Source organism: Streptomyces sp. NPDC091271, from assembly GCF_044757505.1.
Classification (GTDB): Bacteria; Actinomycetota; Actinomycetes; order Streptomycetales; family Streptomycetaceae; genus Streptomyces.
This window is the reverse complement of record NZ_JBIVVD010000005.1, coordinates 17,208-43,489: the sequence shown is the minus strand read 5'-3', so window position 1 is coordinate 43,489 and position 26,282 is coordinate 17,208. Positions and strand designations below refer to the sequence as shown.

The following is a 26,282-nucleotide window of genomic DNA, read 5'->3' as shown; positions in this document are numbered from 1 at the left end:
CCTTGGTCCCGGCCCCCGCCGCCCGGCGGGGGCCGTGTCAGTCCCGTTTCACCACGGCTGTGACCAGCACAGCGACCGTCGGCCTGCCCTCCACGGCCTCGGCCACCGCGCCGCGCACCGCCTGCGCCACGTCCAGCGCCCGGTGGTCCCCTGCCGTCGCGAGCTCCACCTGGACATGGCCTTCCGAGTGCTGCACCGCGCTGCCCAGCACCCGCGTCAGCGAGACGACTCCCGGGACCCCTGCCGCAGCCATCCCCGCGGATCCGTCGGGTTCCGCCGCGTGAACGACGGCGGACGGCTCCCTGTCGGGGCGGGGCTCCTCCTCCAGCAGCCCCGTCACCCTGAGGTCCACCTCGTCGACCACCAGACCGAGCCGCCGAGCCGCCGCCGCCAGCAGGACCGCACGCAAGGCGTCAGCGGTGGCGGGCAGCGGCCGCCGCGCCGTCGCGGAGAAGCCTGCCTCGATCCGCAGCGGTCCGGGCCGCAGCCCGCTGGGAGGCCGCGGCACCACCGGATCCGGGGCCTTGTCCTCGTCGGCCGGGGCGATCCTGAGCTTCCCCAGCGCGGCCCCCGATCCGGCCGCGGCGTCCCTCAGCACCTCTGCCGCCGCTCGTTCCGCGATCCAGGATCCGTCCGCGGGGCCGCCCAGAGGGAGCAGTCTGCCGAGACCGAGCCGTTGGCGTACCGCAGTCGTCCATCCATCGGCCCGGTGCGGGCTGTCAGCCGTTGTCATTGCTCCACCCTGCCCCATCCACGGCGCGGGACCGGGCAAGCGCACTTACTGTGGGCCACGGAAGTTCAACCCGCCCCGAAGGGAAGAGCGGCGATGACCGAGAGCCCACAGCGGAACCGGCCCGACAGCCCCGGCAGTGTGACCGGCGGGGACGACGGCAGGCAGAGCCAGTTCAGCAAGCGTGGCGGGGGAGCCCCCGCGACACGCGGCCGTACCACCATCGCCGACGGCGTGGTCGAGAAGATCGCCGGAATGGCGGCACGGGACGTCGCCGGGGTCCACGCGATGGGCAGCGGCATCTCCCGGACGTTCGGCGCGGTGCGCGACCGTGTTCCCGGCGGCAACAAGTCCGTGTCCCGCGGCGTCAAGGCGGAGGTCGGCGAATCGCAGGCCGCTCTCGATCTGGAGATCGTCGTCGAGTACGGCGTGGCGATCGCCGAGGTGGCGCGCGATGTGCGCGAGAACGTCATCGCGGCGGTCGAGCGGATGACCGGCCTGGAAGTCGTCGAGGTCAACATCGCCGTGAGCGACGTCAAGCTGCCCGACGAGGACGACGACGAGGACGAGTCCGAATCACGCGTCCAGTAGGCCATTCCCGCGCGGCAGTTGAGGAGCACACGATGAGCATGGCTGTGGTCGGCCTGGTGGCCGGCATGGCGCTCGGTTTCGCCGGATACTTCGGCGGATTCGGGGCCTTTCTGCTGGTGGCCGCGCTGGGCGCGGTCGGCTTCATCGCCGGCCGCTTCCTGGACGGCGACCTCGAACCCGGCGACTTCTTCCGGAGTCGCGAGCGCGGCGACCGGCGACGATGACGGGGGTGACTGACCGGGTCGACGCCGCCGCGCGAGGGCAGACCCGGATCGCCGACCGAGTCGTCGCGAAGATCGCCGCGCAGGCGGCCAAGGAGGCCGTCGACGAACGGCCCGAGGACGCTGACGCCCCGCGCGCCACCGTCACCGTGCACCGAGACACCGCCCGGGTGCGGGTCAGCCTCGACCTGGCCTACCCCTGCGACATCGGCCGGCAGTGCGGCGCGGTGCGTCGTCGCGTGGCCGAGCGGGTAAAAGCCCTCGCGGGGATGGAGGTGCCCGAAGTGGCGGTGCACGTCGAACGGCTGCATCGGTCAGGAGCGGGCACCGCACCGGAGGGGAGTATCCGATGACCGAGCCCCAGGACCCGGAGAACAGCACGCGGCGTCTGCCCACCGTCGAGTCGCCGCCACCCGGCGGCGTGCTGGAGATGGACCAGTCCGCGTCGGGCTCCAGCTACGAACCCGCCCCCGCGCCGGAGCGGACCGCCGGCAGGGCGGGCCGTTTCTGGTCGGGGCGCAGGATTCCCGCTGCCCTGGTCGCGCTGATCGTGCTCGGCGGCGCCGGGCTTCTGCTCTACGACGTCGCGGCGGTGCGGGCCGACCACCCGGCCATGCAGTGGCGGCGCTCCGTCGCCGACGACCTGGCGAGCCGTCACCTCGACGACGTATGGGTCCTCGCGGGATCGGCGCTGGCGGCCGCACTGGGCCTCTGGCTGCTCCTCCTGGCCCTCACCCCAGGACTGCGTGCCCTGCTCCCCATGAGCCGCCGGCACACCGGGGTACGGGCCGGGCTCGACCGGAAGGCCGCCGCCCTCGTCCTGCGCGACCGGGCCGTGGAGGTGGCCGGTGTGCAGTCCGTCCGGGTGAAGATGAGCCGTCGTAAGGCGACCGTGCGCGCCCTCTCGCACTTCCGTGAACTCGACGACGTCAGGGCCGACCTGGACGCCGTCCTGTCCAAAGCCATCGGCGAACTGGGCCTGGCGCGGCCGCCCGGCCACTCGGTGCACGTGCGCCGGCCGGCGAAGAAGGGGTGACCCCGTGATCAAAACCGTCAACCGGGTCCTGCTCGGCCTGGCAGGGCTGATCCTCGTCGTCCTCGGCGGCGCCGTCCTCGCCACGGGACTAGGTCTGTCCGCACCCTCCTGGTGGCCCTTCGACGGTACGGACGACGTGCTGCTCAGCAAGGCCGACCGGACCAGGTGGCGGGACCAGGGCTGGTGGTGGCCCACCGTCATCGCGGTCCTCGCCGTCCTGGTCGTCCTCGCGCTGTGGTGGCTCCTGGCCCAGCTGCGCCGCGGGCGCCTCGCCGAGGTGCTGGTCGACAGCGGCGACGGCGAGGGAGCGCTGCTGCGCGGCAAGGCCCTCGAGGGTGTGCTCGGCGACGAGGCCGGGGCCCTGGACGGAGTGTCCGAGGCCAAGGCCACGCTGACCGGCCGGCGCACCGCCCCGCGCGCCCGTGTCCGGCTGCTGATGGAGCCGCACGCGGCCCCGGGGCTGGTGCTGCGCGGTCTCTCCGAGGGCGCGGTGACCCACGCGCGGACCTCGGCCGGGCTGGACGAGCTGCCCGCCGAGGTCCGGCTGAAAGCGGTCAAGCACCGCGCGGAGCGGGTGACCTGACGGCCGCCCCGGCACCGCCGGTGAGGCCGTCAGAAACCGTGCCGGGCGCCGCCGTCGACCGGCACCATGATGCCGGTCAGATAGGAGGCGGCCGGGGAGAGCAGGAAGGCCGAGGTCTTCCCGAACTCCTCCGGGGTGCCGTAGCGGCGCAGCGGGATGCGCGCCTCGTTCGCCGTACGGGACGCCTCGGCGTCGCCGGACAAGGCGTCCAGCTCGCGCACCCGGTCCGTGTCGATCCGGGCCGGCAGCACACCGACGACCCGGATGCCGCGTGGGCCCAGCTCGTCGGCGAGGGACTTGGCGAAGCCGGCGAGGCCGGGGCGCAGACCGTTGGAGATGGTCAGGCCGGGGATCGGCTCGTGCACGGATCCGGACAGGACGAAGCCGATGACGCCGCCCTCGCCGAGCGCCTCGGCCGCCGTACGGGCCAGACGTACGGCGCCGAGGAAGACCGACTCGAAGGCCGACTGCCACTGATCGTCCGTGTTGTCGGCGACGAAGCCCGGCGCCGGGCCGCCGACGCTGATGAGGATGCCGTCCAGCCGGCCGAAGCGTTCCTTCGCGGTGTCCACCAGCCGCCGGGCGGCCAGCGGGTCGGCGTTGTCCGCGGCGAGGCCGACGGCTTCGGGGCCCAGCTCCGAGGCGGCCTCGGCGGCGGTCTTCTCGTCACGGCCGGAGATGATCACCTTCGCGCCGTCGGTGGCGAGGGCGCGCGCGGTGGCGTTGCCCAGCCCGCGGGTCGCCCCGGTGACGATGTACACACGGTCCTTCAGTCCAAGATCCATGGCCCTATCCTGCCAAGTCCTCACCGGCGAGGTCGACCGCGCTGTTCACCAGGCCGATGTGGCTGAACGCCTGCGGGTAGTTGCCGAGCTGGCGCCGGGCCACCGGGTCGTACTCCTCGGCCAGCAGTCCCACGTCGTTGCGCAGCTCCAGGAGCCGTTCGAAGAGGACCTCGGCCTCGTCCCTGCGGCCCGTCCGGGTCAGGGCGTCGACCAGCCAGAACGAGCAGGCGAGGAACGCCCCCTCGTCGCCGGGGAGACCGTCCACCGACCCGCCCTCGGTGCTGTAGCGGCGGATCAGGCCGTCGTGGGCGAGCTCACGGGTCACCGCGTCGATCGTCCCGGTCACCCGGGGGTCGTCCGGCGGCAGGAAGCCGGTGCGCACGATCAGCAGCGTCGAGGCGTCCAGCTCCTGGGAGCCGTAGTACTGGGTGAAGGTGTTGCGCACGGGGTCGTAGCCCTTGTCGCAGACCTCCGCGTGCACGGCGTCCCGCATCGCCCGCCAGCGGTCGGCGTCGCCCGGCAGGTCCGGATTCTCCTCCAGGGTGCGCACCGCGCGGTCGGCCGCGACCCAGGCCATCACCTTGGAGTGCACGAAGTGCCGGCGCTGCCCGCGGATCTCCCACAGACCCTCGTCCGGCTCACGCCAGGTGGATTCCAGGAAGCCGAGCAGACTGAGCTGAAGATTCCAGGCGTGCGGCTTGTCGTGGAGCCCGGCGTCGCGGGCCAGCCTGAGCGAGTCGATGACCTCGCCGTACACGTCGAGCTGCTGCTGCCGCACGGCGGCGTTGCCGATGCGGACCGGCAGCGAGTTCTCGTATCCCCTCAGCCACGGCAGCTCCGTCTCGGGAAGTCTGCGTTCACCGGCCAGCCCGTACATGATCTGGAGGTCCGCGGGGTCACCGGCCACGGCCCGCAGCAGCCAGTCCCGCCAGGCGGCCGCCTCCTCCATGTATCCGACCGAGATCATGGCGGCCAGGGTGAGGGTGGAGTCCCGCAACCAGCAGTAGCGGTAGTCCCAGTTCCGTACGCCGCCGATCTCCTCGGGGAGCGAGGTCGTGAGGGCCGCCACGATCCCGCCGGTGGGGGCGTAGGTGAGCGCCTTCAGGGTGATCAGGGAGCGGAGCACCGCGTCCCGGTGCTTGCCGTGGTAGGTGCACCGTGCCGCCCACTTCGCCCAGTCGGTGAGGGTGTGCTTCAGCGCCTTGTGAGGGTCGATCAGCTTGGGGCGGGGGGAGTGCGAGGGGTGCCAGGTGAGGACGAACGCCACGGTCTCGCCCTCGGCGACCGTGAAGGACGAGCAGGTGCTGAACTGCTGGCCCCAGGTCTTCACCGGCGGCTCGCTGCGCAGCCAGACGGAGTCGGGGCCCGCGACGGCCACCCGGTGGCCGTGCGAGCGGCGCATCCACGGGACCACGGAGCCGAAGTCGAACCGCAGCCGCAGGACGGAGCTCATGTCGACGCTGCCGCTGACGCCCTCGACGATCCGCATGACGTCGGGCGCCTTGTCGCGCTGCGGCATGAAGTCGATGACCTTGACGGTCCCGGTCCTGGTCTCCCAGAAGGTCTCCAGCACCAGGGAGTCGTCCACGTAGGCCCGCCGGGTGCAGGTCTCGGTGCTGTCCGTGCCCTGGGGGGCGATGCGCCAGTGTCCGTTGTCCTCGTCGCCGAGAAGGGCGGCGAAGCAGGCACCCGAGTCGAAGCGGGGCAGACAGAGCCAGTCGACAGAACCGTTCCTGCCGACCAGGGCGGCGGTCTGGAGATCGCCGATGATGGCGTAGTCCTCGATGCGTGGGGTCACGCTCTGGCGTCTTCCCGAACCTGAGCCCGGCTAAGCAGCGAAAGCGGTGCGAACGGACGGGGCGGTCCAGGCCCTACGCGGTCGCCGGCTCCGGCTGCGCCGCGGTGTCGCCGTCCTTGTTCCTGGCGGCCTCCTCACGGTCGCGCTTCTCACGGCGTACGAGGATGACCCAGCCGACCGGGACCCCGGCGGCGAAGAGCCACCACTGGACTGCGTACGCCATATGAGGGCCGATGGAGCTGTCGTCGGGGGCGGCGATCGTCTCGGGGCTGCCGTCGGCGGGCTCGGGGGCGGTCAGCTCGACGTAGCCGCCCAGCACGGGACGGCCGAGCAGCTGCGACTGCTGGGAGCTGTTGATCAGCATCACCTGGCGGTCCGGCAGGCCCTGGAGGTCCTTGATGCCGCTGGCGCTCGTCGTCTCGTCCGCCTTGAGCCGGCCCGCGACGGTGACCTCGCCGCGCGGCGGGGCGGGAACCTCGGGGAAGGCCTGCTGGTCCGCCGCTGCCGGGACCCAGCCGCGGTTGACCAGGACGGTGCCGCCGCCCTTGAGGTCCAGTGGGGTCAGGACCAGTACGCCGATGCGCTCGTCCTGCGAGGTGCGGCGGCGTACGACCACCTCGTGCTCGGTGTCGAAGGTCCCGGTGGCCTTCACGGCACGCCAGTAGTCGGAGCGGGGGACCGTGTGCCCCGGAGAGGTGAGACGGGTGACGGAGACCGGGTCCGCCTCGAGGTTCCGTGTGATCAGCGCGTTCTGCTCGACCCGGTGTTCATGCCGGTGCAGCTGCCAGAAGCCCAGCTCCACCATCGTGGGAATCATGGCGAGGACGAGGAGGGTGAGAATCACCCACTGCCGGGTCAACAGGAAGCGGTACACCCCATGACCGTACAACCGGGGTCATGGGGTGCGGCACGGAGGGTCCCCCGTGCCGACCGGACAGCCCGTCATACTTTGTCCACGATGCCCGCCCTTCCCTCGGCGCGGGCGCAGTGGCCGCCGCAGTACCAGTGACCGTCGACCTCGACGCCCTGGCCGATGACCTGGACCCGGCAGTGCTCACAGATGGGCGCCATGCGGTGAATGGCGCAGGAGAAGCAGTCGAAGACATGCACCGCGCCCTGCGCGTGCACCTCGAAGGACATCCCGTAGTCGTTTCCGCAAACCTCACAACGTGCCATGCGCCACAGGGTGGGACGCAGGACGGCGGCGGGCGAGCCGGTGCGGGGCGAGTCGTCCCCGGTTCACTCCGATGACGGTGACGGCTTCGGCACGGCGACCGTCCTGGCCGGTGCCACGTCCCTCAGCAGATGGGTGAAGGCGCTCTCCTCCAGGATCGGGGTGCCGAACGACTTCGCCTTCACCGTCTTCGACGTCGCCGAGTCCGGGTCGTTGGTGACGAGCAGGCTCGTCAGCCGCGACACGCTGGTGGCCACGTGCAGACCCGCCTCCACCGCGCGGTCCTCCAGAAGCTCCCGGTCGACCGAGGTATCCCCGGAGAACGCCACCCGCATGCCCTGCATGAGGGGTTTGTCCGACTCGTAGCGCCCGGGATTCGGATACGGGCACGCGGGCCGCTTGCGCGAGGGGCGCCAGCTGCCCTGGGCAGCCGAGGGCCGGTAGCCGGCGCGCGGGGTGACCGGCGAGTCGTACCACTCCGTCAGCGGGCGGCACTCCAGCAGCGGCAGCCGCACCCCGCCCCTCGCCGCCGCGAGCAGACTCGGCCGGAACGCCTCGGCCAGCACCCGCGCGTCGTCCAGGGCGTGGTGCGCGCGCTCCTGCACCACACCGAAGTGCGCGGCCAGCGACTCCAGCTTGTGGTTGGGCAGGGGGAGCCGGAGCTCCTTGGCGAGCGCGATGGTGCACAGCCGCTGCTCGACGGGCGCGGTGACCGCCGCGCGTGCGTACTCCCGGGCGATCATCGACCAGTCGAACGCGGCGTTGTGGGCGACGAGCACCCGGCCGGCGAGCCGCTCGGACAGCTGTGCGGCGACCTCGGGGAAGAGCGGGGCGCCTTCCAGGACATCGCTGGTCAGCCCGTGGATCCAGACGGGGCCGGGGTCCCGCTCAGGATTCACCAGGGTGTACCAGTGGTCCTCGACCTCGCCTCTCGCGTCCAGTCGGTACACGGCAGCGGACACTATCCGGTCGTCGCGGGCGAGTCCGGTGGTCTCCACGTCGACGACCGCGTACCCCTGGGGATACGCGGCCGGCCACGGCGCTGCGGTCTGACGGTCGTCGAGCATGGTCACAGAGAATACGGGCCGGGACCGACAGCGGCCTATCCGGGCGGTCCCCGACGTGAACGCGGAGACGGTGCCGAGCAGTTGACCGCGGGGCCGTAAACGCGGGCCCGGGATGCGCCCAGGGTGTGCGCGGTGAGACGCTCCCGGGGCGACGGACCCGGACGCGCAGACACATGACGAACCCGTGGCACGCGACGGGGGTGCTGCTGGGGGCGGCCCGGGGTGTGAGGCGGTGGACGGCCGGATCAGCGCAACCTCCGTACCGCTCACGTGCGTTCCTCCCCCTCGACGGCGCACATGCCGGAAATCCTACGACGGGGGAGTTGGCAGAACCCGCCAAATCCTGATGACGCCACGTCTCACATACTTGTCGGTAACAACGTCTATGCCCGGCACCTCGTGGGGCTCTACGGTGCTCGCATGGAGCCGAACCTGCCCGATGTCGTGCTGTGGTCGATCCCGGCCTTCGTCCTGCTCACCGTCCTCGAAATGGTGCTCCACCGGCTCCACCCGGACGAGGAGGCCGCCGGGTACGACGCCAAGGACGCCGCCACCAGCGTCACCATGGGACTCGGCAGTCTGGTCTTCGACCTGCTGTGGAAGATACCCATCGTCGCGATCTACGCGGCCGTCTACGAGCTGACCCCGCTGCGCGTCCCCGTCCTGTGGTGGACGGTCCTTCTGATGCTGCTCGCCCAGGACTTCTTCTACTACTGGTCCCACCGTGGCCACCACGTCATCCGGGTCCTCTGGGCCTGTCACGTCGTCCACCACTCCAGCCGGAAGTTCAACCTCACGACGGCGCTGCGCCAGCCTTGGACCTCGCTGACCGTCTGGCCGTTCTACGTCCCGCTCATCGCCTGCGGGGTCCACCCGGCCGCGCTCGCCTTCTGCTCCTCGGCGAATCTCGTCTACCAGTTCTGGGTGCACACCGAACGGATCGACAAGCTGCCCCGGCCCTTCGAGTTCGTCCTCAACACCCCCTCGCACCACCGGGTCCACCACGCCTCCCAGGGCGGATACCTCGACCGGAACTTCGGCGGGATCCTGATCGTCTGGGACCGGCTCTTCGGCTCCTTCACCGCCGAGACCGAGCGGCCCGTCTTCGGGCTCACCAAGAACATCGGCACCCACAACCCGCTCCGCGTCGCCACCCACGAGTACGCCGCCATCGCCCGCGACGTAAGGGCGGCCACCACCTGGGGCGAGCGGGCCGGACGGATCTTCCGCGGACCGGGCTGGCAGCCGTCGCGCCCCGCGGACGTCTCCGTGGAGCCGCGCCCCGCCACCGAGCGCACCGGATGACGCCCCGCGCGGGCGCGCCCCGGCTCGTGCGCCCGCTGCTCGTCGCCTTCCTCGCCGTGGCCGCCGTCGACCTGGCCGGACTCCTGGCCGGGGTGCAGACAGCCCACCTCGTCGCCAAGCCGCTGCTGATGCCCCTGCTCGCCGCCTGCGCGGTGGCGCGCGGCGGTCCCCGGCTGCTCGTCGCCGCCCTGCTGTGCGGCTGGGCCGGGGACGTGCTGCTCATGCCCGACTCGGAGGCCGCCTTCCTCGCGGGGATGGCGTGCTTCGCCGCGGGCCACGTCTGCTATCTCCTGCTCTTCGGCCGCGCCCGGCTCCGGCCGGCCGTGGGACTGGCGTACGCCGCCGTCCTCGTGGCCTTCCTCGCCTACCTCTGGCCCGGGCTGCCGGGCGAGCTCCGGATCCCGCTGACCGGATACAGCCTGCTGCTCGCGGCCATGGCCTGGAGGGCCGGCGCACTCGGACGGTACGCCGCGCTCGGCGGGGCCCTCTTCCTGCTCTCCGACGCGCTCATCGCCACCGGCATCGCCGACCGGCCGCAGCTCCCCGCCCACGATTTCTGGATCATGCTGACCTATCTGGCCGCGCAGTACCTGCTCACCAGGGGAGTGCTCGGCGGACCAACGGACTCCACCGGCGCCGCCCCCGGGGCCCACCGTGAGGGGACCGGAATCTGAGCGAGGCCGTCCGCGTCACGTTCGCCGACGGCAGCCGCACGCGGAGGGGCCGGGGACAGCTGTCCCCGGCCCCTCCCTCATGCCTTACCTGCGGACCGCGTCCAGCGCGTCCACGACACCGGCTCCGTAGAAGCCGTTGTACTGCTTGCCGCCCTCGCAGACCGCGTCGACGGTGCCGTCACCGTCGATGTCGTACGGCGCTCCGCACGCGGTGGCGTCGGCCTGGTGCGTCAGCAGCGCCTTCACCACGCCCGCCGAGGCGCGCGGGTGGGTCGACTTGATCAGGGCCGCGACACCCGCGACGTGCGGGGACGCCATCGACGTACCGGCCTTGTAGCCGAATCCGCCGCCGGGCAGCGTGGACAGGATCAGACCGTTGTCCGCCGGCGCCTCGGGCGCCTGGTAGCGCGTCGAGTCACCGCCGGGGGCGGCCACGTCGATGACCCCGAGGCCGTAGTTCGAGTAGGAGGACTTGAGGTTCTTCGCGCCGGTCGCGGAGACCGTCACGACACCCGGCAGCATGGTCGGGATGTCGGGGCAGGCGCTCGGGTCGACCGTACGGGTGACCGTCGTCGAGTCGTTGGGGCTCGTCGTGTCCTCGATGGCGTCGAGGGCCAGGTCGTGGTCGGAGTTGCCGGCGGCGGCGACGTTCACGACGCCCTTGCCCTCCGCGTAGCGGGTGGCGCGGGTGACCGCCTCCACCAGGGCGCCCTGGTCGGGGTCGTTCTTGCAGTTGAAGAGCCACGGGTCGGTGTAGTAACTGCTGTTCGTCACGTCGACGCCGTGCTCGGCGGCCCAGACGAAGCCGCAGACGACGGCCTCCGTGTAGAAGAACCCGGCCGGCGTGGACACCTTGATACCGGAGACCTTCACGCCGGGCGCGACGCCGGTGACCCCGGTGCCGTTCTTCGCCGCGGCTATGGTGCCCGCGACGTGCGTGCCGTGGTCGCTCTCACCGGCCGCCGGCCGCCATGCGCCGTCCGTGGTGTCCGGGGCGCCGGACACACAGTTCACCGAGGCCTCGCGGTCGAAGTTCGGGGCCAGGTCCGGGTGCGTGTCGTCCACACCGGTGTCGATGACGCCGACCGTGACCTTGCTGCTGCCGAGCGACTTCTTGTGCGCCTGGTCCGCCTTGATGGCCGGCAGGTCCCACTGCAGCGGCTCCAGCGGGTCCTGGCCCGCCACCGCGTCCTTCGACGCCGCCCGCGCCTCCGCGGCGGTGAGGGGCTGCTCGACCCCGATGTCCTTCGTCGCCTGCGGAACGATCGGGGCGGTGCGCGTGGCGCCCGCCGACCGGACGCCCCTGGCCTTGCGGATCGTCGCGCCGAAGTCCGGGTTCTGCGAGTGGACGACGATGACGCCTATCTTGTCGTACGACGTCACGACGGTTCCGCCGGCCGCGGATATCGCCTTCCGCACCTGCTTGACGGTGCCGTGGCCTGCCTGCGTGTTCACGACGTAGGACAGCTTGGGGCCGTCCGCGGGAACCACCGCAGCCGGCTCGTCCGCGGGTGCCGCGGCCGCGGTCCCCGTCGGGAGGAAGCCGAGCGAGGCCGTGAGCGCGAGTCCGACGGGCAGCGTGAGTACGCGAGTCCGTCTGGATGCCAGATGAGCCATGGGTTCTCCACATCATCCGTGCCGTGGGCCGGACACCGGTGTGTCCGTCCGGTACATGACCAGTGAAGTTATCGCTGATCTTCCCGGCGCATCAATGAATACGGGCAAGTGAGTTCGAGGTGTGACCTCCGGGAGTCGCGTCCACGGGAGCCGGCCCGAGAAGACCGAACCTGCGGTGAACCGCTTCGCCACGCTCTCCGTGCCGTTGCACAGGGAGTCGTGTGATCAGCCCCCGCTACCCGAAAGCGCAGAGGACTCCCCGTGAAATCCACCGTTCCCACCACCGCACCCGCGTCGCGAGGAGAATCCGTGGCCACCGAAGCACCGCCGCCCCAGCCCGCTGAGGGCGGCAGCCCCGTCCAGCCCACGACCGAGGCGTTCCTCAAGGAGCAGGCCAGCCCGGAGTTCACCGAACTGCGCCGCTCCCACCGCTCCTTCGCCTTCCCGCTGACCGTCGGCTTCATTGCCTGGTATCTGCTGTACGTGCTGCTGTCCAGCTACGCCGACGACTTCATGAGCAAGATCGTCTTCGCGAACTTCAACGTCGCCTTCGTGTTCGGCCTCGCCCAGTTCGCCACCACGTTCCTCATCGCCTGGTTCTACTCACGCCACGCCACGAACAAGCTCGACCCGCAGGCGGCGGCCATCAAGTCCCGTCTGGAGGCCGACGCATGAGCGCCGCGCACACCCCGCACGCCGTGATCCAGCTCGCCGCGGAGGCGTCGTCGACCACCGAGCACCGGCCGCTGATCATCACCCTCTTCGCGGTCTTCGTCGCGGCGACCCTGGGCATCACCGTCTGGGCCGGCCGGCAGACCAAGAGCGCGTCGGACTTCTACGCGGGCGGGCGGCAGTTCACCGCCTTCCAGAACGGCCTCGCCGTCTCCGGCGACTACATGTCGGCGGCGTCCTTCCTCGGCATCGCCGGCGCCATCGCGCTCTTCGGCTACGACGGCTTCCTCTACTCCATCGGCTTCCTCGTCGCCTGGCTCGTCGCCCTGCTGCTCGTCGCCGAACCCCTGCGCAACTCGGGCCGCTACACCATGGGCGACGTCCTCGCCTACCGGATGCGTCAGCGGCCGGTGCGCACTGCCGCGGGCGTGTCCACCATCGTCGTGTCGATCTTCTACCTGCTGGCCCAGATGGCGGGGGCCGGCGTCCTCGTCGCTCTGCTGCTCGGCATCACCAGTGACGCGGGCAAGATCCTCATCGTGGCGCTGGTCGGCGTGCTCATGATCCTCTACGTCACCATCGGCGGCATGAAGGGCACCACCTGGGTGCAGATGGTCAAGGCCGTGCTGCTCATCGCGGGCGCCCTGCTGATGACCCTGATGGTGCTGTGGAAGTTCGACTTCAACGTCTCCGACCTGCTCGGCACCGCCGCGGAGAAGAGCGGCCACGGCTCGGCGTTCCTGGAGCCCGGCCTCAAGTACGGCGTCACCGACGTGTCCAAGCTGGACTTCATCTCGCTCGGCATCGCGCTCGTGCTCGGCACCGCCGGTCTCCCGCACATCCTGATCCGCTTCTACACCGTCCCGACCGCCAAGGCCGCCCGTAAGTCCGTGAACTGGGCCATCGGCATCATCGGCGCCTTCTACCTGATGACGATCGCCCTCGGCTTCGGCGCCGCGGCACTCATCGGACCCGAGGAGATCAAGGCGAAGAACCCGGCCGGCAACGCGGCGGCACCCCAGCTCGCCGAGTACCTCGGCGGACTCGGCACCACCGGGGGCGCCGTCATGCTCGCCGTCATCTCCGCCGTCGCCTTCGCGACGATTCTCGCCGTCGTCGCGGGGCTCACGCTCGCCTCCTCGTCCTCCTTCGCGCATGACATCTACGCCAACGTCATCCGCAGGGGGAAGGCCACCGAGAAGGAGGAGATGCGCGCGGCCCGCTGGGCCACCGTCGCGATCGGCATCGTCTCCATCGGCCTCGGTGCGATGGCGCGCGACCTGAACGTCGCGGGACTCGTGGCCCTGGCCTTCGCCGTCGCCGCGTCGGCCAACCTGCCGACCATCCTCTACAGCCTCTTCTGGAAGCGCTTCACCACCCAGGGCGCCCTCTGGTCCATCTACGGCGGTCTCGCCTCGTCCGTCCTCCTGGTGCTGTTCTCCCCGGTCGTCTCGGGGAAGGCCAGCTCGATGTTCCCGGACGTGGACTTCGCCTGGTTCCCCCTGGAGAACCCCGGCCTCATCTCCATCCCGCTGGGCTTCCTGCTCGGCTGGGTCGGCTCGGTCCTCTCCAAGGAGGAGCCGGACAAGGGCAAGTACGCCGAACTCGAGGTCAAGTCCCTCACCGGCACCGGAGCCCACTGACCGGACCTGCCGCACCGGCCCTGCGGCACCGGCCGCGCCGCACCGGCCACGCCTCGACGGGGCCCCGTCGTAGAGACCTACGACGGGGCCCCGTCGCACCTCGTGTCAACCGAGCCCCCGCGATGTCACCGGCCTCGCGTAGTCTCGGAGGTGTCAGACCGCATCCGCGGACATCACCGGGGGAGGGGGCCCACAGTGCTCATCGACACCTACGGCCGGGTCGCCACCGACCTGCGTGTCTCACTGACCGACAAGTGCAATCTCCGCTGTACCTACTGCATGCCCGAAGAAGGCCTGCAGTGGCTCTCCAAGACAGAGCTGCTCAGCGACGACGAGATCGTCCGCCTCATCCGGATCGCCGTCACGGAGCTCGGCATCACGGAGGTCCGCTTCACCGGCGGCGAGCCCCTGCTGCGCCCCGGGCTGGTCTCCATCGTCGAGCGGTGCGCCGCCCTGGAGCCCCGCCCGAGGATGTCGCTCACCACCAATGGCATCGGACTCAAGCGCACCGCCGCGGCCCTGAAGGCGGCAGGCCTCGACCGGGTCAACGTATCCCTGGACACCCTGCGCCCGGACGTCTTCAAGACGCTCACCCGCCGCGACCGGCACAAGGACGTACTGGAAGGGCTCGAGGCCGCCCGCGAGGTGGGACTCACCCCCGTCAAGGTCAATTCCGTCCTCATGCCCGGGCTCAACGAGGACGAGGCCCCCGACCTGCTCGCGTGGGCCGTGGACAACGCCTACGAGCTCCGCTTCATCGAACAGATGCCGCTCGACGCCCAGCACGGCTGGAAGCGCGACGGCATGATCACAGCAGGTGACATCCTCACCTCGCTGCGCACGCGCTTCACCCTCACCGCCGAAGGGGACGAGGAGCGCGGATCGGCCCCCGCCGAGCGCTGGACCGTGGACGGCGGCCCGCACCGCGTCGGCGTCATCGCCTCCGTGACCAGGCCCTTCTGCGCAGCCTGCGACCGCACCCGGCTCACCGCCGACGGACAGGTCCGCACCTGTCTCTTCGCCCGCGAGGAGACGGACCTGCGCGGCGCTCTGCGTTCCGACGCGCCGGACGAGGAGATCGCCAGGATCTGGAAGCTCGCCATGTGGGGCAAGAAGGCGGGCTCCGGCCTCGACGACCCGACCTTCCTGCAGCCCGACCGGCCGATGTCAGCGATCGGCGGCTGAGTACCCCCGCTCCGCGGCCGAGGTCATCCGGCAGCCTCCGAGGACTCCCACTCCGCGAGCGTCACGACATCCTTGAGGAAGCCGCGCACACCGAGGAACGAGGAGAGGTACTCCCGGTGCTCGTCGCAGGCCAGCCAGGTCTTGCGGCGCTCCGGGGTGTGCAGCTTGGGGTTGTTCCAGGCGAGCACCCACAGGGCGTCGGCGCGGCAGCCCTTGGCGGAACAGACCGGTGCGCCGGTGGCGCTCTCGGCGGAAGTCTCGGGGAAGTTCACGGCCTCAACCCTAAGCGCTCCCGCCCGGGGCCTCCGCGACGCATCCCCGCCGGAGAATGGCGACGCCGAGCAGCCACGGGGGGAGCTGCCCGGCGTCGGTCCGTCGCTCCGACGGGGGATGCGGAGCGCACCCGAAGTATGTCACGGAGGTCAGGGTCCGGTGCACCGGAACGTCATGATTGATCTGAGCTTTTCTTGAGCTTTGCAGAGCGTCTCCGCTCAGTCCGCGGGCCGCGGACCGCCCCCGCCGCCGGCCTGCCCGGGATCCGTGACCGGCTCCGGAGCGGGCTCCGCGGGGCCGGCCGCGGGGGCCGTGCCGAGAGCCGGCCGCATCGGTGCGGGCACGAACGTCGTAGGAAGTGAAGGGGCGTTCTCACGACCGGCGTTGGCGATGACCACAGCGACATAAGGAAGCAGAACGCCCAGAGCGAGCGCCACCACGGCCACGTGCCTCTCGACATTCCACAGAGTCGTGGCCAGCACCACGGAGACGGTGCGCACGGACATCGAGATGATGTAGCGCCGCTGCCTGCCCCGCACGTCGTCGGCAAGCCCCTGCCGGGCGCCGGTGATCCGGAAGACCTCCGTACCGCTCTGCTTCCGCATCGTGATTCCACCACCAGATCTCTGTGCCGGACTTCCCCGGACGGTGCGCTCCTACGGTACGCCCGGCGTCCGCCTCCTTCGAGACCGGGGCGAGTCCCGTAAGGCCGGGCCCGGACCGCGCTCCCACGTACGGCCCTGTTCGGCATGCGGCGTACGTCCGGCGGGTCGAGACTGAGCGGACGTGCGCACTACCGCGCCGCACGAGGAGGCGATATGAGCTGGTTGTGGGCAATCATCGTAGGTCTGGTGCTGGGTGTGATCGCCCGGGCGATCCTGCCGGGGAAGCAGGACATCCCCCTCTGGCTGACGGTGGTGTTCGGCATCCTCGGCAGCATCCTCGGCAACGCCGTGGCGACGTGGATCGGGGTCAACGACACCAAGGGGATCGACTGGATCCGCCATGTGCTGCAGCTGATCGGTGCTGTGGTCGTCGTAGGCGTCGGCGACATGGCCTGGCAGTCGATCCGAGGCAAACGGGGCAACAGGCAGCGAACCTGACCCCGGCGCGACACAACGCCGCGGCCGGCCACGCTTCACGCGTGACCGGCCGCGGCGCTGTGCTCGTCGAAGTCAGCCGGCGGCGACCTCGACGGCGGCCAGGTTCTTCTTGCCCCGGCGCAGGACCAGCCAGCGCCCGTGCAGCAGCTCCTCGTGTGCCGGAGCGCTCTCGCCGTCGGTGACCTTCGCGTTGTTCACGTAGGCCCCGCCCTCCTTGACCGTGCGGCGGGCGGCCGACTTGCTGGCGGAGAGTCCGACCTCGACCAGGAGGTCCACCACCGGGCCCAGCTCGGTGACCCGGGCGTGCGGCACCTCGGACAGGGCGGCGCTCAGCGTCGCCTCGTCCAGCTCGCCGAGCTCACCCTGGCCGAACAGCGCCTTCGACGCCGCGATGACCGCCGCGCACTGCTCGCCGCCGTGCACCAGCGTCGTCAGCTCCTCGGCCAGCGACCGCTGCGCCGAACGCGCCTGCGGGCGCTCCTCGGTGAGCTTCTCCAACTCGTCGAGCTCCTCGCGGCTCTTGAAGCTGAGGATGCGCATGTACGTCGAGATGTCCCGGTCGTCCACATTCAGCCAGAACTGGTAGAACGCGTACGGCGTCGTCATCTCCGGGTCGAGCCAGACGGCCCCGCTCTCGGACTTGCCGAACTTGGTGCCGTCGGCCTTCACCATCAGCGGTGTCGCCAGCGCGTGCACGGCGGCCCCCGGCTCCAGGCGGTGGATCAGGTCGATCCCCGCCGTGAGGTTGCCCCACTGGTCGCTGCCGCCCTGCTGGAGGGTGCAGCCGTAGCGCCGGTACAGCTCCAGGTAGTCCATGCCCTGGAGGAGCTGGTAGCTGAACTCCGTGTAGCTGATGCCCTCCTGCGACTCCAGCCGGCGGGCCACCGAGTCCTTGGTGAGCATCTTGTTGACCCGGAAGTGCTTGCCGATGTCCCGGAGGAACTCGATCGCGGAGAGGCCCGCGGTCCAGTCCAGGTTGTTCACCATCGTGGCGGCGTTCGGGCCCTCGAAGGTGAGGAAGGGCTCGATCTGCCCGCGCAGCCGCTGGACCCACGCGGCGATGGTCTCCGGGTCGTTCAGCGTGCGCTCCGCGGTCGGCCGCGGGTCACCGATCTGGCCGGTCGCCCCGCCGACCAGGGCGAGCGGCCTCAGCCCGGCGAGCTGGAGCCGGCGCATGGTGAGCACCTGCACCAGGTGGCCTACGTGCAGACTCGCCGCGGTCGGGTCGAAGCCGCAATAGAAGGTGACCGGGCCGTCCGCGAGAGCCTTGCGCAGTGCGTCCTCGTCGGTGGACTGGGCGAACAGCCCGCGCCACTTCAGCTCGTCGACGATGTCCGTCACGGTCGATTTCTCCTTGCAGGGTTCGATTGGTTGTCCGGTCAGTCTATGGGCGTCATACGCCCCGGCTGACCGAGCTCATGTGGAAGTCGGGGATGCGCAGCGCGGGCATCGCGGCCCGGGTGAAGTAGTCGCCCCACTCGCGCGGCAGCGTCTTCTCCGTACGGCCCGCCTCCGACGCCCGGGACAGCAGCCCGACCGGCGACTCGTTGAACCGGAAGTTGTTGACCTCGCCGAGGACCTCGCCGTCCTCCACCAGATAGACCCCGTCCCTGGTCAGGCCGGTCAGCAGCAGGGTGGCAGGGTCAACCTCCCGGATGTACCAGAGGCAGGTCAGCAGCAGGGCCCGGCCGGTCGTCGCGGCCACCATCTCCTCCAGGGACCGCTCGCCGCCGCCGTCCAGGACGAGGTTGTCCATCGAGGGGGCCACCGGCAGGCCCGTCAGCCCCGCGGAGTGACGGGTCGTGGTCAGCCGCTCCAGCCTGCCGTCCTTGATCCAGTCGGTCGGGGCCAGCGGCAGACCGTTGTCGAAGACCGAGGAGCCGTCCCCCGAGGCGTGCGCGATCACGAAGGGGGCCGACTCCAGCCCGGGCGCGTGCGGATCGCTGCGCAGGGTCAGCGGCAGCTCGGAGAGCGTCTCGCCGATCCTCGTACCGCCGCCGGGCCGGGAGAAGACCGTCCGGCCCTCCGCGGCGTCCCGGGCGCCCGCCGACCAGTACTGGTAGATCAGCAGGTCTGCCACCGCGGTCGGCGGCAGCAGCGTCTCGTAGCGCCCGGCCGGCAGCTCGATCCTGCGCTCCGCCCAGCCGAGGCGCTGCGCCAGCTCCGCGTCCAGGGCCGCCGGGTCGACGTCCTTGAAGTCCCGGGTGGCCCTGCCCGCCCAGGCGGAACGGGTCCGGTCCGGGGATTTGGCGTTCAGCTCCAGCGTCCCGTTCGGCTGGTCGTGGCGCAGCCGCAGCCCCGTCGACGTACCCAGATACGTCGAGTTCAGCTGGTGGTGGGCGAAACCGTACAGCTCGCGGCCGCCCGAGCGGGCCCGCGCGAAGGCGTCGCCGAGCGCCGGGGCGAAGTCGGCGAAGACGTCGGAGCCGGTCTCGGCCGGCGGCTCCGTGAAGTCGGCGGACACCGGCACCCCGGAGACCAGCGGCTGCGCGTCCTCGGCCGGGCCGGCACCACGCGCGGCGGCCTCGGCGGCCCGCACCAGCGGCTCCAGGTCGTCGGCGGTGACGGCCGAACGGGACACCACACCGGACGCCGTGCCCTCGGCGCCGTCCACGGTCGCGATCACGGTCAGGGTCCGCCCCCGCGTCACCCCGTTCGTGGTGAGCGCGTTGCCGGCCCAGCGCAGGTTGGCGGAGGAGTTCTCGTCCGCGACGACCACGCAGCCGTCGGCGGTGGACAGCTCCAGTGCGCGCTCGACGATCTCGTACGGCTTGCTGACGCGGCTCATCGCCCGGCCTCCTGCGTCGTGTTGAGGATGTTCACGCCTCGGAAGAGGGCGGAGGGGCAGCCGTGCGAGACGGCCGCGACCTGACCCGGCTGGGCCTTGCCGCAGTTGAACGCGCCGCCCAGGACGTAGGTCTGCGGGCCGCCGACCTTCTCCATCGAGCCCCAGAAGTCCGTCGTCGTCGCCTGGTAGGCCACGTCGCGCAGCTGGCCCGCGAGCCTGCCGTTCTCGATCCTGAAGAACCGCTGCCCGGTAAATTGAAAGTTGTACCTCTGCATGTCGATGGACCACGACCGGTCGCCGACCACGTAGATCCCGCGCTCCACCCCGCCGATCAGGTCCTCCGTGGAGAGCCCGCCCGGATCCGGCCGCAACGAGACGTTCGCCATGCGCTGCACCGGGACGTGCTCCGGGGAGTCGGCGTACGCGCACCCGTTGGACCGGCCCAGGCCCGTCAGCTTCGCGATCCGCCGGTCCGTCTGGTAGCCGACCAGCGTCCCGTCCTTGACCAGGTCCCAGGACTGGGCCTCGACGCCCTCGTCGTCGTAGCCGACCGTCGCGAGCCCGTGCTCGGCGGTGCGGTCACCGGTCACGTTCATCACGGGGGAGCCGTACGTCAGCTTCCCCAGCTGGTCGAAGGTCGCGAACGAGGTCCCCGCGTACGCCGCCTCGTAGCCCAGCGCCCGGTCCAGCTCGGTCGCGTGGCCGATCGACTCGTGGATGGTCAGCCAGAGATTGGACGGGTCGACCACCAGGTCGTACGTCCCCGCCTCGACGCTCGGCGCCCGCATCTTCTCGGCCAGCAGCCCCGGGATGCGCTCCAGCTCCGCGTCCCAGTCCCAGCCGGTGCCCGTGAGGTACTCCCAGCCCCGGCCCACCGGCGGGGCGATCGTCCGCATCGAGTCGAACTCACCGGTCGTGCCGTCCACGGCCACCGCGGTCAGCTGCGGATGCACCCGCACCCGCTGCTGGGTGGTGACGGTGCCGGCGGTGTCGGCGTAGAACTTGTTCTCGTGGACCGTCATCAGCGAGGCGTCCACATGCGCGACCCCCTCGGCCCGCAGCAGGCGCGCGCTCCACTCGGCGAGCAGCCCCGCCTTCTCCGCGTCCGGCACGTCGAAGGGGTCCCGCTCGTACGCCGACACCCAGGTCCGCTCGCCGTGCACCGGCTCGTCCGCCAGTTCCACGCGCTCGTCGGAGCCGGCTGCCGCGATCACCTTGGCGGACAGCTTGGCCATGGCCACGGCCTGCGAGGCCACCTTCGCCGCCGCGTCCATCGTCAGGTCCACCCCGGACGCGAACCCCCAGGCCCCGCCGTGCACCACCCGGACCGCGTACCCGGTGTCGGTGGTGTCCGACGTCCCGGAAGGCCGGGCGTCCCGCAGCCGCCAGGAGGCGCCGCGCACCCGCTCGAACCGGAAATCCGCGTGTACGGCGCCGAGCGCACGGGCGCGGGCGAGAGCCGCGTCGGCGAGGGCACGCAGCGGCAGGGCCAGGAACGACTGATCTACCTCGTGGGCCACGCGGGCCTCCCCTTCTCCACCTCTGAAAATGTCTCCGCAGTGAATCATGGGGGGTCGCGGCGTCCCCGTGCTCCGGTTTTACGTTGCCGTGTCCCGGCCGCACCGTTCTGTAGGGATCCAACAGTCGCGGCCCGGCGGCGCTGTCAGAGGCCGATTCCTTGGATGAGGGGTGGTACCGATAGGTTTTCGATGTACCAGACCGCCAAGGAAAGGGTGATCCGTTGAGCCGCTCGGTTCTCGTCACCGGAGGAAACCGGGGCATCGGCCTCGCCATCGCCCGCGCCTTCGCCGACAACGGCGACAAGGTGGCCGTCACCTACCGCTCCGGAGAGCCGCCGCAGGCGCTCACCGAGGCGGGTGTCCTGGCGGTCCGGTGCGACATCACCGACACCGAGCAGGTGGAGCAGGCCTACAAGGAGATCGAGGAGAAGCACGGTCCCGTGGAGGTGCTGGTCGCCAACGCCGGTATCACCAAGGACCAGTTGCTGATGCGGATGACCGAGGACGACTTCACGTCCGTGGTCGACACCAACCTCACCGGCACCTTCCGCGTCGTCAAGCGGGCCAACCGCGCGATGCTGCGCGCCAAGAAGGGCCGTGTCGTCCTCATCTCCTCCGTCGTCGGCCTCCTCGGCTCGGCCGGACAGGCCAACTACGCGGCGTCCAAGGCGGGCCTGGTCGGCTTCGCCCGGTCGCTCGCCCGTGAGCTCGGCTCGCGGAACATCACGTTCAACGTCGTCGCACCCGGGTTCGTCGACACCGACATGACCCAGGTGCTCACGGACGAGCAGCGCAAGGGCATCGTGTCGCAGGTGCCGCTCGGGCGCTACGCGCAGCCCGCCGAGATCGCCGCCGCGGTGCGCTTCCTCGCGTCCGACGACGCGTCGTACATCACTGGAGCCGTCATTCCCGTTGACGGCGGATTGGGCATGGGTCACTGATCACCATGAGCGGAATTCTCGACGGCAAGCGCATCCTCATCACGGGTGTGCTGATGGAGTCGTCCATCGCTTTCCACGCCGCGAAGGTGGCCCAGGAGCAGGGCGCCGAGGTCATCCTGACGGCGTTCCCCCGGCCGACCCTGACGGAGCGCATCGCCAAGAAGCTCCCGAAGCCCGTCAAGGTCCTCGAGCTGGACGTCACCAACGACGAGCACCTGGAGCGCCTCGCCGGCCTGGTCAAGGACGAGCTCGGTTCGCTGGACGGCGTCGTGCACTCCATCGGCTTCGCGCCGCAGGACGCGCTCGGCGGCAACTTCCTGAACACCCCGTTCGAGTCGGTCGCCACCGCGATGCACGTCTCGGCGTTCTCGCTGAAGTCGCTCGCCATGGCCTGCAAGCCGCTGATGAGTGAGGGCGGCTCGATCGTCGGCCTCACCTTCGACGCGCAGTTCGCCTGGCCGCAGTACGACTGGATGGGCCCGGCCAAGGCCGCGCTGGAGGCCACCTCCCGCTACCTCGCCCGTGACCTGGGCAAGGACAGCATCCGCTGCAACCTGGTCTCGGCCGGGCCGCTCGGCTCCATGGCCGCCAAGTCCATCCCGGGCTTCGGCGAGCTCGCGGACGTCTGGAACCACCGCTCCCCGCTGGAGTGGGACATGACCGACCCCGAGCCGGCCGGCCGCGGCATCGTGGCGCTGCTCTCGGACTTCTTCCCGAAGACGACGGGCGAGATCATCCACGTCGACGGCGGCGTGCACATGATGGGCGCCTGACCCGCCCACGCCTCACCGACGGCCGCGTACCCCTCGCCGGGGTGCGCGGCCGTCGCGCGTGTCCTCAAGACCGGCCGCCGGATGGGGGTCCGGTCCAAGGCCTCCCGGCGCTCAAGTCGAAAAGATGGCCGTTCCACCGCAGAATGTGGTGGAACCGGACTTTTGGTCAGGCTGTGGGGAGGAGATCGTTGTGCGCTCCACACGTCGCCGGACCTGGGCCCTGCTCGCAGCGGCGGCCGTGGTGGCGGGGCTCCTGGCCCCGGTGGCCGTCAGCGCGGCCAACCGGGCGGGGAGCGGGGCGGCCGCACCCCTCGCACCGGAACCCGAGCCCTCGGGCGCCGAATGCCGTACGTCGGTCGAGGGATCCCGGGTGGTCGCCTACTGCCACAACCCGTACCCCACGACCGATCTCGTCCGGCTCCACACCGAGTGCGCGCGCTGGTGGGACGTCGATGCCGACGGCGGGGAGGTCGCTGTGCAGCCGGGCCGGACGGTCAAGCTCGAGGACCGCTGCTGGAAAGAGGTCGGCTCGGCCTGGGTCAGCCACTCGGTGTCCTAGCCGGGGTGGGGCAGCTCAGACGCGCTCCCGCAGGCAGTCCAGCGCGTGGGCCGCCGCCTCGGCGGCGGCCGTCTCCGCGTCCCCCGCCCGGATCGCCTCGACGAGCCGCGCGTGGTCCATGAGCTCCTGCGGTCCGGGCTTCGAGCCCACGTCGTCGCGCAGGTAGTCACGGAGCAGGTCGTTCAGGTCGGCGTAGAGCTCGGTCAGTACGTCGTTGTGCGAGGCCGCGACCACGGCGAGGTGCAGTGTCGCGTCCGCGGCCACGAAGGCCTCCATGTCCCCGGACACCCAGGTCTCCTCGCGCCGGACCATCAGCGCGTCCAGCTGCCGCATATCCCGGTCCGTGCGGCGCAGGGCGGCGAGCCGGGCCGCCGAGGACTCGAGCGTGGAGCGCAGCTCGGCGACGTGCCGGGGGTCGGCGTCCGCGAACCGGCGGTGCATCACCCCGGCCAGCTCACTGGTCGCCACCACGTACGTGCCGGAGCCCTGGCGGATGTCCAGCAGGCCGTTGTGCGCCAGGGCGCGCACCGCCTCGCGGACCGTGTTGCGGGCGACCCCGAGCTGCTCGACCAGTTCGGGCTCGGTGGGGATCCGTGAGCCCACAGGCCACTCGCCCGTGGTGATCTGGTTCCTCAGCTGGGCAATCACCTGGTCGGCGAGAGCCGAACGCCGCGTGGACGTCAGCGCCATGGTGCTCCTTGCTCGTGGTCCGGAAGAGCCGGATGAGGCGGTCCGGAAAGGTGGTCCGGGAGGTGCGGGCCCGTCGGATCGTCGTTCCGATTGTCCCAGGGAGAGGATCGGAGTGGACAGTCAATCATCCCATGATTCTATGATGGGTCTCATGCGTCACGACGAGACCCCGACCCTGAGCCCTCCTGCCGGCCCCCCTGCACCCGCGCCGGGGAGCTCCCCGCCCGGACCCTCCCCCTGGGTGCTGCGGATCGTCACCGTCGGTCTGGTCCTCGCCGCGCTCAACCTCCGGCCCGCCATCACCAGCCTCGGCCCCCTCCTCGAAGAGGTCCGGGACACCCTGCACATGAGCGGCAGCGTCGCCGGTGTCCTCACCTCCGTGCCGCCGCTCTGCTTCGCGGTGTTCGGCTTCATGGCGCCCCGGCTGGCCCGCCGGTTCGGCGCCGGCGCCGTCGTCTGCGCGGGCATGGTGGCCATCACCGCAGGCCTGCTGATCCGCCCGTTCGTCGGCGGTACGGCGGGGTTCCTCGCCGCCAGCGCCCTCGCCCTGATGGGCATCGCGGTCAGCAACGTCCTGATGCCCGTCATCGTCAAGCGCTGGTTCCCCGACCGGGTCGGCACCGTGACCGGCCTCTACTCGATGGCCCTGGCCCTCGGCACCGCCCTCGCGGCCGCCCTCACCGTGCCCCTCACGGACGCGCTGGGCGGCAGCTGGAGGACGGGGCTGGCCGTCTGGGCGGGGCTGTCGGCCGTCGCGATCCTGCCCTGGATCCCGCTCGTACGGGACCGCGGCACAGGCGCCGGGCAGTCCGCGGGACGTGCCGGGGAGCAGGCCCCCGCCCTCAGGATCACCCGTAGCCGTACGTCCTGGGCGCTCGCCTGCTTCTTCGGGCTCCAGGCCACCGCCGCGTACATCACGATGGGTTGGATTCCACAGATCTTCCGTGACGCGGGGATCTCGGCGGGCACCGCGGGCGTCCTGCTCGCCGTGGTCATGGCCATGGGCGTACCCCTCGCCTTCGTCATCCCCCGGGTGGCCACCCGGTTGCGGACCCAGGGCCCGATCGTCCTCGTCCTCAGCACGTGCGGCCTTCTCGGCTACGCGGGCCTCTATCTGGCCCCGGCCGGCGGCGCCTGGCTCTGGGCGCTGCTGCTGGGCGTCGCCAACTGCGCCTTCCCGCTCGCCCTCACCATGATCGGGATGCGTTCGCGGACCGGCGCGGGTGTGGTCAGGCTCTCCGCCTTCGCGCAGTCCACCGGCTACCTGCTCTCGATCCCCGGCCCCCTGCTGGTCGGCGTGCTCTACCAGCACAGCGGCGGTTGGGGCCTGCCGCTCGCCCTCATGGCGGCCCTCCTCGTGCCCCAGACGATCGCGGGCATGCTCGCGGGGCGGGACCGGGCGATCGAGGACGAATGCTGAGATGCGAGACTGTGCGCATGCCAGTGCTCGATCCGAATCCCCAGAACGGTCAGAAGAAGCTGCTCCTCGTCTTCGGGACGATGCTTCTCATCTCCGTAGTCATCGGCGTGATCGCCACGATCGCCTCCCCCTGACCCGGCGGGGGTGGGGCCAGCCCCCCTGTCCCCTAGGGGGCCAGGTTCAGGGTCGAGTGGGTGGATCACCGGATGGGACCGCCACCGGGCTGCCCGTAGGTTCTGGGTAACACAGCCGAGGACCCACGGAGGCGGACATGTCGGCCCGTACGCACACCCGGACCCACCGCCCGGCCGCCACGGACTCCGTCGAAATCAGGCTGCCGTGGTGGGCCGTCGCGCTGCCCGCACTCGCCTTCGCGGCGCTGCTCCTGCTGATCGTGGAACCCGGCCAGGCGCACGCCTCGGCCGGCGACCCCGCCCTCGGGCGGCTGCTCGGGCACATCGCGGGGCTGCTGGCCGCCTGACCGGCTCCTTACACACCCCGCAACCCTTCATTCACCCCCTGCGGGCGAGCATGTCAACACCCTGCGCCCGGAGGCACAATTCGTGCGAAGCTGAGGTGTATGAGCGCCGATACACCTCGCAGGATCGTCCTTCTCAGACATGCAAAGGCGGAATGGTCGCAGGAGTCCGACCATGAGCGGCCACTGGCGGACCGGGGCAGGAAGGACGCCCCCGTCGCCGGCCGCCGACTGGCCCATTCAGGGACCGTCTTCGACCTGGCTCTGTGCTCGACCGCCACCAGGACCCGCGAGACCTGGAAGCTCGCGGTCCACGAATTCGAGCAGCGCCCCAGGACCGTGTACGAGGAGCGGCTGTACGAGGCCTCGCTCGGAGAATTGATCGCGCTGTTCGCCGAGACACCCGACGACGTACGGAACCTGCTGGTCATCGGCCACAATCCCGGCATGCACGGTGCCGCGGACGCGCTCTCAGGCGGCGCCGAGGGCGATGCGCTCGCCCGCATGACCAAGGACGGCTTCCCGACGGCCGCCTATGCCGTCGTCGAGTTCCCCGGCTCGTGGAAGAGCCTGGAACACGGAGTGGGCAAGCTCGTCGAATACTGGACGCCGAACGACTGAGCACGACGCGCGAAGGGGCCCCGGCACAGTGTGCC

General features: G+C 71.0%; 31 protein-coding genes. 18 read left to right on the top strand and 13 right to left on the bottom strand.

Annotated features, from left to right (window positions below; translation table 11 throughout):
• Window positions 1-37 precede the first annotated feature (37 nt).
• Window positions 38-733 carry a hypothetical protein gene (locus ACIQM3_RS21320; protein WP_401626611.1) on the bottom strand — a complete coding sequence of 232 codons (696 nt, stop codon included), beginning with the start codon at window positions 731-733 and terminating at the stop codon, window positions 38-40.
• Between the two features lie 93 nt (window positions 734-826).
• Between ACIQM3_RS21320 and ACIQM3_RS21315 the strand changes: the two genes are divergently transcribed.
• The 5 genes from ACIQM3_RS21315 to amaP are packed head-to-tail and all read left to right on the top strand — an operon-like array spanning window position 827 to window position 3,161.
• Window positions 827-1,321 (top strand): Asp23/Gls24 family envelope stress response protein, encoded by a 495-nt coding sequence (locus ACIQM3_RS21315; protein WP_401626610.1) that lies wholly within the window; start codon window positions 827-829, stop codon window positions 1,319-1,321.
• Window positions 1,322-1,353: 32 nt separating this feature from the next.
• Complete coding sequence (locus ACIQM3_RS21310; protein WP_030920082.1) at window positions 1,354-1,545, top strand: hypothetical protein; 192 nt, start codon at window positions 1,354-1,356, stop codon at window positions 1,543-1,545.
• A complete protein-coding gene (locus tag ACIQM3_RS21305; RefSeq protein WP_401626608.1) occupies window positions 1,542-1,895 on the top strand; it encodes an Asp23/Gls24 family envelope stress response protein in 354 nt (117 codons plus the stop codon). The genes ACIQM3_RS21310 and ACIQM3_RS21305 overlap by 4 nt, the downstream gene beginning before the upstream one ends.
• Window positions 1,892-2,578, top strand: a complete 687-nt coding sequence (locus ACIQM3_RS21300) for a DUF6286 domain-containing protein (protein ID WP_401626606.1) — start codon at window positions 1,892-1,894, stop codon at window positions 2,576-2,578. Before ACIQM3_RS21305 ends, ACIQM3_RS21300 begins: the two co-directional genes overlap by 4 nt.
• 4 nt (window positions 2,579-2,582) lie before the next feature.
• Window positions 2,583-3,161 carry an alkaline shock response membrane anchor protein AmaP gene (gene amaP, locus ACIQM3_RS21295; protein ID WP_401626605.1) on the top strand — a complete coding sequence of 193 codons (579 nt, stop codon included), beginning with the start codon at window positions 2,583-2,585 and terminating at the stop codon, window positions 3,159-3,161.
• Between the two features lie 29 nt (window positions 3,162-3,190).
• Here the strand turns inward: amaP and ACIQM3_RS21290 are convergent, their stop codons facing one another.
• The 5 genes from ACIQM3_RS21290 to ACIQM3_RS21270 form a co-directional block, all read right to left on the bottom strand.
• Window positions 3,191-3,946 (bottom strand): SDR family oxidoreductase, encoded by a 756-nt coding sequence (locus tag ACIQM3_RS21290; protein WP_401626603.1) that lies wholly within the window; start codon window positions 3,944-3,946, stop codon window positions 3,191-3,193.
• 4 nt (window positions 3,947-3,950) lie between these two features.
• Window positions 3,951-5,744, bottom strand: a complete 1,794-nt coding sequence (locus tag ACIQM3_RS21285) for a glycoside hydrolase family 15 protein (protein WP_401626602.1) — start codon at window positions 5,742-5,744, stop codon at window positions 3,951-3,953.
• 73 nt (window positions 5,745-5,817) lie between these two features.
• Window positions 5,818-6,618: an SURF1 family protein gene (locus ACIQM3_RS21280; protein WP_401626600.1), complete on the bottom strand. Its 801-nt coding sequence runs from the start codon at window positions 6,616-6,618 to the stop codon at window positions 5,818-5,820.
• Window positions 6,619-6,686: 68 nt separating this feature from the next.
• Complete coding sequence (locus tag ACIQM3_RS21275; protein WP_073747930.1) at window positions 6,687-6,920, bottom strand: hypothetical protein; 234 nt, start codon at window positions 6,918-6,920, stop codon at window positions 6,687-6,689.
• A gap of 63 nt (window positions 6,921-6,983) precedes the next feature.
• Window positions 6,984-7,991, bottom strand: coding sequence for a DEDDh family exonuclease (locus tag ACIQM3_RS21270; protein WP_401626598.1), 1,008 nt, complete (start codon window positions 7,989-7,991; stop codon window positions 6,984-6,986).
• A 414-nt stretch (window positions 7,992-8,405) separates the two neighbouring features.
• On the opposite strand from ACIQM3_RS21270, the gene ACIQM3_RS21265 reads away from it, so the two are divergent.
• Together ACIQM3_RS21265 and ACIQM3_RS21260 are read left to right on the top strand one after the other, a co-directional pair.
• Window positions 8,406-9,290: a sterol desaturase family protein gene (locus ACIQM3_RS21265; RefSeq protein WP_401626597.1), complete on the top strand. Its 885-nt coding sequence runs from the start codon at window positions 8,406-8,408 to the stop codon at window positions 9,288-9,290.
• Window positions 9,287-9,964: a lysoplasmalogenase gene (locus ACIQM3_RS21260; protein WP_401626595.1), complete on the top strand. Its 678-nt coding sequence runs from the start codon at window positions 9,287-9,289 to the stop codon at window positions 9,962-9,964. Before ACIQM3_RS21265 ends, ACIQM3_RS21260 begins: the two co-directional genes overlap by 4 nt.
• 84 nt (window positions 9,965-10,048) lie before the next feature.
• Here ACIQM3_RS21260 and ACIQM3_RS21255 read toward each other — a convergent pair whose 3' ends face one another.
• A complete protein-coding gene (locus ACIQM3_RS21255; protein ID WP_401626593.1) occupies window positions 10,049-11,581 on the bottom strand; it encodes a S8 family peptidase in 1,533 nt (510 codons plus the stop codon).
• A 309-nt stretch (window positions 11,582-11,890) separates the two neighbouring features.
• On the opposite strand from ACIQM3_RS21255, the gene ACIQM3_RS21250 reads away from it, so the two are divergent.
• From ACIQM3_RS21250 to moaA, 3 genes are all read left to right on the top strand, one after another.
• Window positions 11,891-12,256, top strand: coding sequence for a DUF485 domain-containing protein (locus ACIQM3_RS21250; protein WP_401626591.1), 366 nt, complete (start codon window positions 11,891-11,893; stop codon window positions 12,254-12,256).
• Window positions 12,253-13,896 (top strand): cation acetate symporter, encoded by a 1,644-nt coding sequence (locus ACIQM3_RS21245; RefSeq protein WP_401626589.1) that lies wholly within the window; start codon window positions 12,253-12,255, stop codon window positions 13,894-13,896. Before ACIQM3_RS21250 ends, ACIQM3_RS21245 begins: the two co-directional genes overlap by 4 nt.
• A 195-nt stretch (window positions 13,897-14,091) precedes the next feature.
• On the top strand, window positions 14,092-15,081 hold the full coding sequence (gene moaA, locus ACIQM3_RS21240; RefSeq protein WP_401626588.1) for a GTP 3',8-cyclase MoaA: 990 nt from the start codon (window positions 14,092-14,094) through the stop codon (window positions 15,079-15,081).
• A gap of 23 nt (window positions 15,082-15,104) precedes the next feature.
• Here the strand turns inward: moaA and ACIQM3_RS21235 are convergent, their stop codons facing one another.
• Both ACIQM3_RS21235 and ACIQM3_RS21230 read right to left on the bottom strand, forming a co-directional pair.
• Window positions 15,105-15,353, bottom strand: a complete 249-nt coding sequence (locus ACIQM3_RS21235) for a hypothetical protein (RefSeq protein ID WP_401626586.1) — start codon at window positions 15,351-15,353, stop codon at window positions 15,105-15,107.
• A gap of 219 nt (window positions 15,354-15,572) precedes the next feature.
• Window positions 15,573-15,959, bottom strand: coding sequence for a DUF3099 domain-containing protein (locus ACIQM3_RS21230; protein ID WP_401626584.1), 387 nt, complete (start codon window positions 15,957-15,959; stop codon window positions 15,573-15,575).
• A 213-nt stretch (window positions 15,960-16,172) separates the two neighbouring features.
• Here ACIQM3_RS21230 and ACIQM3_RS21225 point away from each other — a divergent pair, with 213 nt between their 5' ends.
• Window positions 16,173-16,457 (top strand): GlsB/YeaQ/YmgE family stress response membrane protein, encoded by a 285-nt coding sequence (locus tag ACIQM3_RS21225; RefSeq protein WP_401626582.1) that lies wholly within the window; start codon window positions 16,173-16,175, stop codon window positions 16,455-16,457.
• A gap of 72 nt (window positions 16,458-16,529) precedes the next feature.
• Here ACIQM3_RS21225 and tyrS read toward each other — a convergent pair whose 3' ends face one another.
• Genes tyrS through ACIQM3_RS21210 form a run of 3 tightly spaced genes read right to left on the bottom strand, consistent with a single transcriptional unit; the run spans window position 16,530 to window position 20,765 of the window.
• On the bottom strand, window positions 16,530-17,798 hold the full coding sequence (gene tyrS, locus ACIQM3_RS21220) for a tyrosine--tRNA ligase (protein WP_401626580.1): 1,269 nt from the start codon (window positions 17,796-17,798) through the stop codon (window positions 16,530-16,532).
• Window positions 17,799-17,850: 52 nt separating this feature from the next.
• Window positions 17,851-19,245, bottom strand: coding sequence for a metallopeptidase TldD-related protein (locus tag ACIQM3_RS21215; protein ID WP_401626578.1), 1,395 nt, complete (start codon window positions 19,243-19,245; stop codon window positions 17,851-17,853).
• Window positions 19,242-20,765, bottom strand: coding sequence for a TldD/PmbA family protein (locus ACIQM3_RS21210; protein WP_401626576.1), 1,524 nt, complete (start codon window positions 20,763-20,765; stop codon window positions 19,242-19,244). The genes ACIQM3_RS21215 and ACIQM3_RS21210 overlap by 4 nt, the downstream gene beginning before the upstream one ends.
• 221 nt (window positions 20,766-20,986) lie before the next feature.
• Here ACIQM3_RS21210 and fabG point away from each other — a divergent pair, with 221 nt between their 5' ends.
• From fabG to ACIQM3_RS21195, 3 genes are all read left to right on the top strand, one after another.
• Entirely contained in the window at window positions 20,987-21,706 is a 720-nt protein-coding gene (gene fabG, locus ACIQM3_RS21205; RefSeq protein ID WP_099175996.1) for a 3-oxoacyl-[acyl-carrier-protein] reductase, read from the top strand.
• A 5-nt stretch (window positions 21,707-21,711) separates the two neighbouring features.
• On the top strand, window positions 21,712-22,479 hold the full coding sequence (gene fabI / locus ACIQM3_RS21200) for an enoyl-ACP reductase FabI (RefSeq protein WP_401626574.1): 768 nt from the start codon (window positions 21,712-21,714) through the stop codon (window positions 22,477-22,479).
• A 190-nt stretch (window positions 22,480-22,669) separates the two neighbouring features.
• Window positions 22,670-23,038: a hypothetical protein gene (locus ACIQM3_RS21195; protein WP_401626572.1), complete on the top strand. Its 369-nt coding sequence runs from the start codon at window positions 22,670-22,672 to the stop codon at window positions 23,036-23,038.
• Window positions 23,039-23,053: 15 nt separating this feature from the next.
• On the opposite strand, the gene ACIQM3_RS21190 is transcribed toward ACIQM3_RS21195, so the two are convergent.
• Window positions 23,054-23,728, bottom strand: coding sequence for a FadR/GntR family transcriptional regulator (locus ACIQM3_RS21190; RefSeq protein WP_401626569.1), 675 nt, complete (start codon window positions 23,726-23,728; stop codon window positions 23,054-23,056).
• A gap of 142 nt (window positions 23,729-23,870) precedes the next feature.
• Between ACIQM3_RS21190 and ACIQM3_RS21185 the strand changes: the two genes are divergently transcribed.
• The 4 genes from ACIQM3_RS21185 to ACIQM3_RS21170 all read left to right on the top strand — a co-directional run bounded on the left by ACIQM3_RS21185 (window position 23,871) and on the right by ACIQM3_RS21170 (window position 26,247).
• On the top strand, window positions 23,871-25,148 hold the full coding sequence (locus ACIQM3_RS21185; RefSeq protein WP_401626566.1) for a CynX/NimT family MFS transporter: 1,278 nt from the start codon (window positions 23,871-23,873) through the stop codon (window positions 25,146-25,148).
• A 17-nt stretch (window positions 25,149-25,165) separates the two neighbouring features.
• On the top strand, window positions 25,166-25,282 hold the full coding sequence (locus ACIQM3_RS21180; RefSeq protein WP_086010434.1) for an SGM_5486 family transporter-associated protein: 117 nt from the start codon (window positions 25,166-25,168) through the stop codon (window positions 25,280-25,282).
• Window positions 25,283-25,419: 137 nt separating this feature from the next.
• Window positions 25,420-25,629 carry a hypothetical protein gene (locus ACIQM3_RS21175; protein ID WP_401626563.1) on the top strand — a complete coding sequence of 70 codons (210 nt, stop codon included), beginning with the start codon at window positions 25,420-25,422 and terminating at the stop codon, window positions 25,627-25,629.
• Between the two features lie 99 nt (window positions 25,630-25,728).
• On the top strand, window positions 25,729-26,247 hold the full coding sequence (locus ACIQM3_RS21170) for a SixA phosphatase family protein (RefSeq protein WP_401626560.1): 519 nt from the start codon (window positions 25,729-25,731) through the stop codon (window positions 26,245-26,247).
• The last annotated feature ends 35 nt before the right edge of the window (window positions 26,248-26,282 follow it).

Coding starts and splice junctions, on each gene's coding strand:
- ACIQM3_RS21320 (WP_401626611.1), bottom strand. CDS start 733: ATGACAACGGCTGACAGCCCGCACCGGGCCGATGGATGGACGACTGCG.
- ACIQM3_RS21315 (WP_401626610.1), top strand. CDS start 827: ATGACCGAGAGCCCACAGCGGAACCGGCCCGACAGCCCCGGCAGTGTG.
- ACIQM3_RS21310 (WP_030920082.1), top strand. CDS start 1,354: ATGAGCATGGCTGTGGTCGGCCTGGTGGCCGGCATGGCGCTCGGTTTC.
- ACIQM3_RS21305 (WP_401626608.1), top strand. CDS start 1,542: ATGACGGGGGTGACTGACCGGGTCGACGCCGCCGCGCGAGGGCAGACC.
- ACIQM3_RS21300 (WP_401626606.1), top strand. CDS start 1,892: ATGACCGAGCCCCAGGACCCGGAGAACAGCACGCGGCGTCTGCCCACC.
- ACIQM3_RS21290 (WP_401626603.1), bottom strand. CDS start 3,946: ATGGATCTTGGACTGAAGGACCGTGTGTACATCGTCACCGGGGCGACC.
- ACIQM3_RS21275 (WP_073747930.1), bottom strand. CDS start 6,920: ATGGCACGTTGTGAGGTTTGCGGAAACGACTACGGGATGTCCTTCGAG.
- ACIQM3_RS21265 (WP_401626597.1), top strand. CDS start 8,406: ATGGAGCCGAACCTGCCCGATGTCGTGCTGTGGTCGATCCCGGCCTTC.
- ACIQM3_RS21260 (WP_401626595.1), top strand. CDS start 9,287: ATGACGCCCCGCGCGGGCGCGCCCCGGCTCGTGCGCCCGCTGCTCGTC.
- ACIQM3_RS21255 (WP_401626593.1), bottom strand. CDS start 11,581: ATGGCTCATCTGGCATCCAGACGGACTCGCGTACTCACGCTGCCCGTC.
- ACIQM3_RS21245 (WP_401626589.1), top strand. CDS start 12,253: ATGAGCGCCGCGCACACCCCGCACGCCGTGATCCAGCTCGCCGCGGAG.
- ACIQM3_RS21230 (WP_401626584.1), bottom strand. CDS start 15,959: ATGCGGAAGCAGAGCGGTACGGAGGTCTTCCGGATCACCGGCGCCCGG.
- ACIQM3_RS21225 (WP_401626582.1), top strand. CDS start 16,173: ATGAGCTGGTTGTGGGCAATCATCGTAGGTCTGGTGCTGGGTGTGATC.
- ACIQM3_RS21215 (WP_401626578.1), bottom strand. CDS start 19,245: ATGAGCCGCGTCAGCAAGCCGTACGAGATCGTCGAGCGCGCACTGGAG.
- fabI (WP_401626574.1), top strand. CDS start 21,712: ATGAGCGGAATTCTCGACGGCAAGCGCATCCTCATCACGGGTGTGCTG.
- ACIQM3_RS21190 (WP_401626569.1), bottom strand. CDS start 23,728: ATGGCGCTGACGTCCACGCGGCGTTCGGCTCTCGCCGACCAGGTGATT.
- ACIQM3_RS21185 (WP_401626566.1), top strand. CDS start 23,871: ATGGGTCTCATGCGTCACGACGAGACCCCGACCCTGAGCCCTCCTGCC.
- ACIQM3_RS21180 (WP_086010434.1), top strand. CDS start 25,166: ATGCCAGTGCTCGATCCGAATCCCCAGAACGGTCAGAAGAAGCTGCTC.
- ACIQM3_RS21175 (WP_401626563.1), top strand. CDS start 25,420: ATGTCGGCCCGTACGCACACCCGGACCCACCGCCCGGCCGCCACGGAC.
- ACIQM3_RS21170 (WP_401626560.1), top strand. CDS start 25,729: ATGAGCGCCGATACACCTCGCAGGATCGTCCTTCTCAGACATGCAAAG.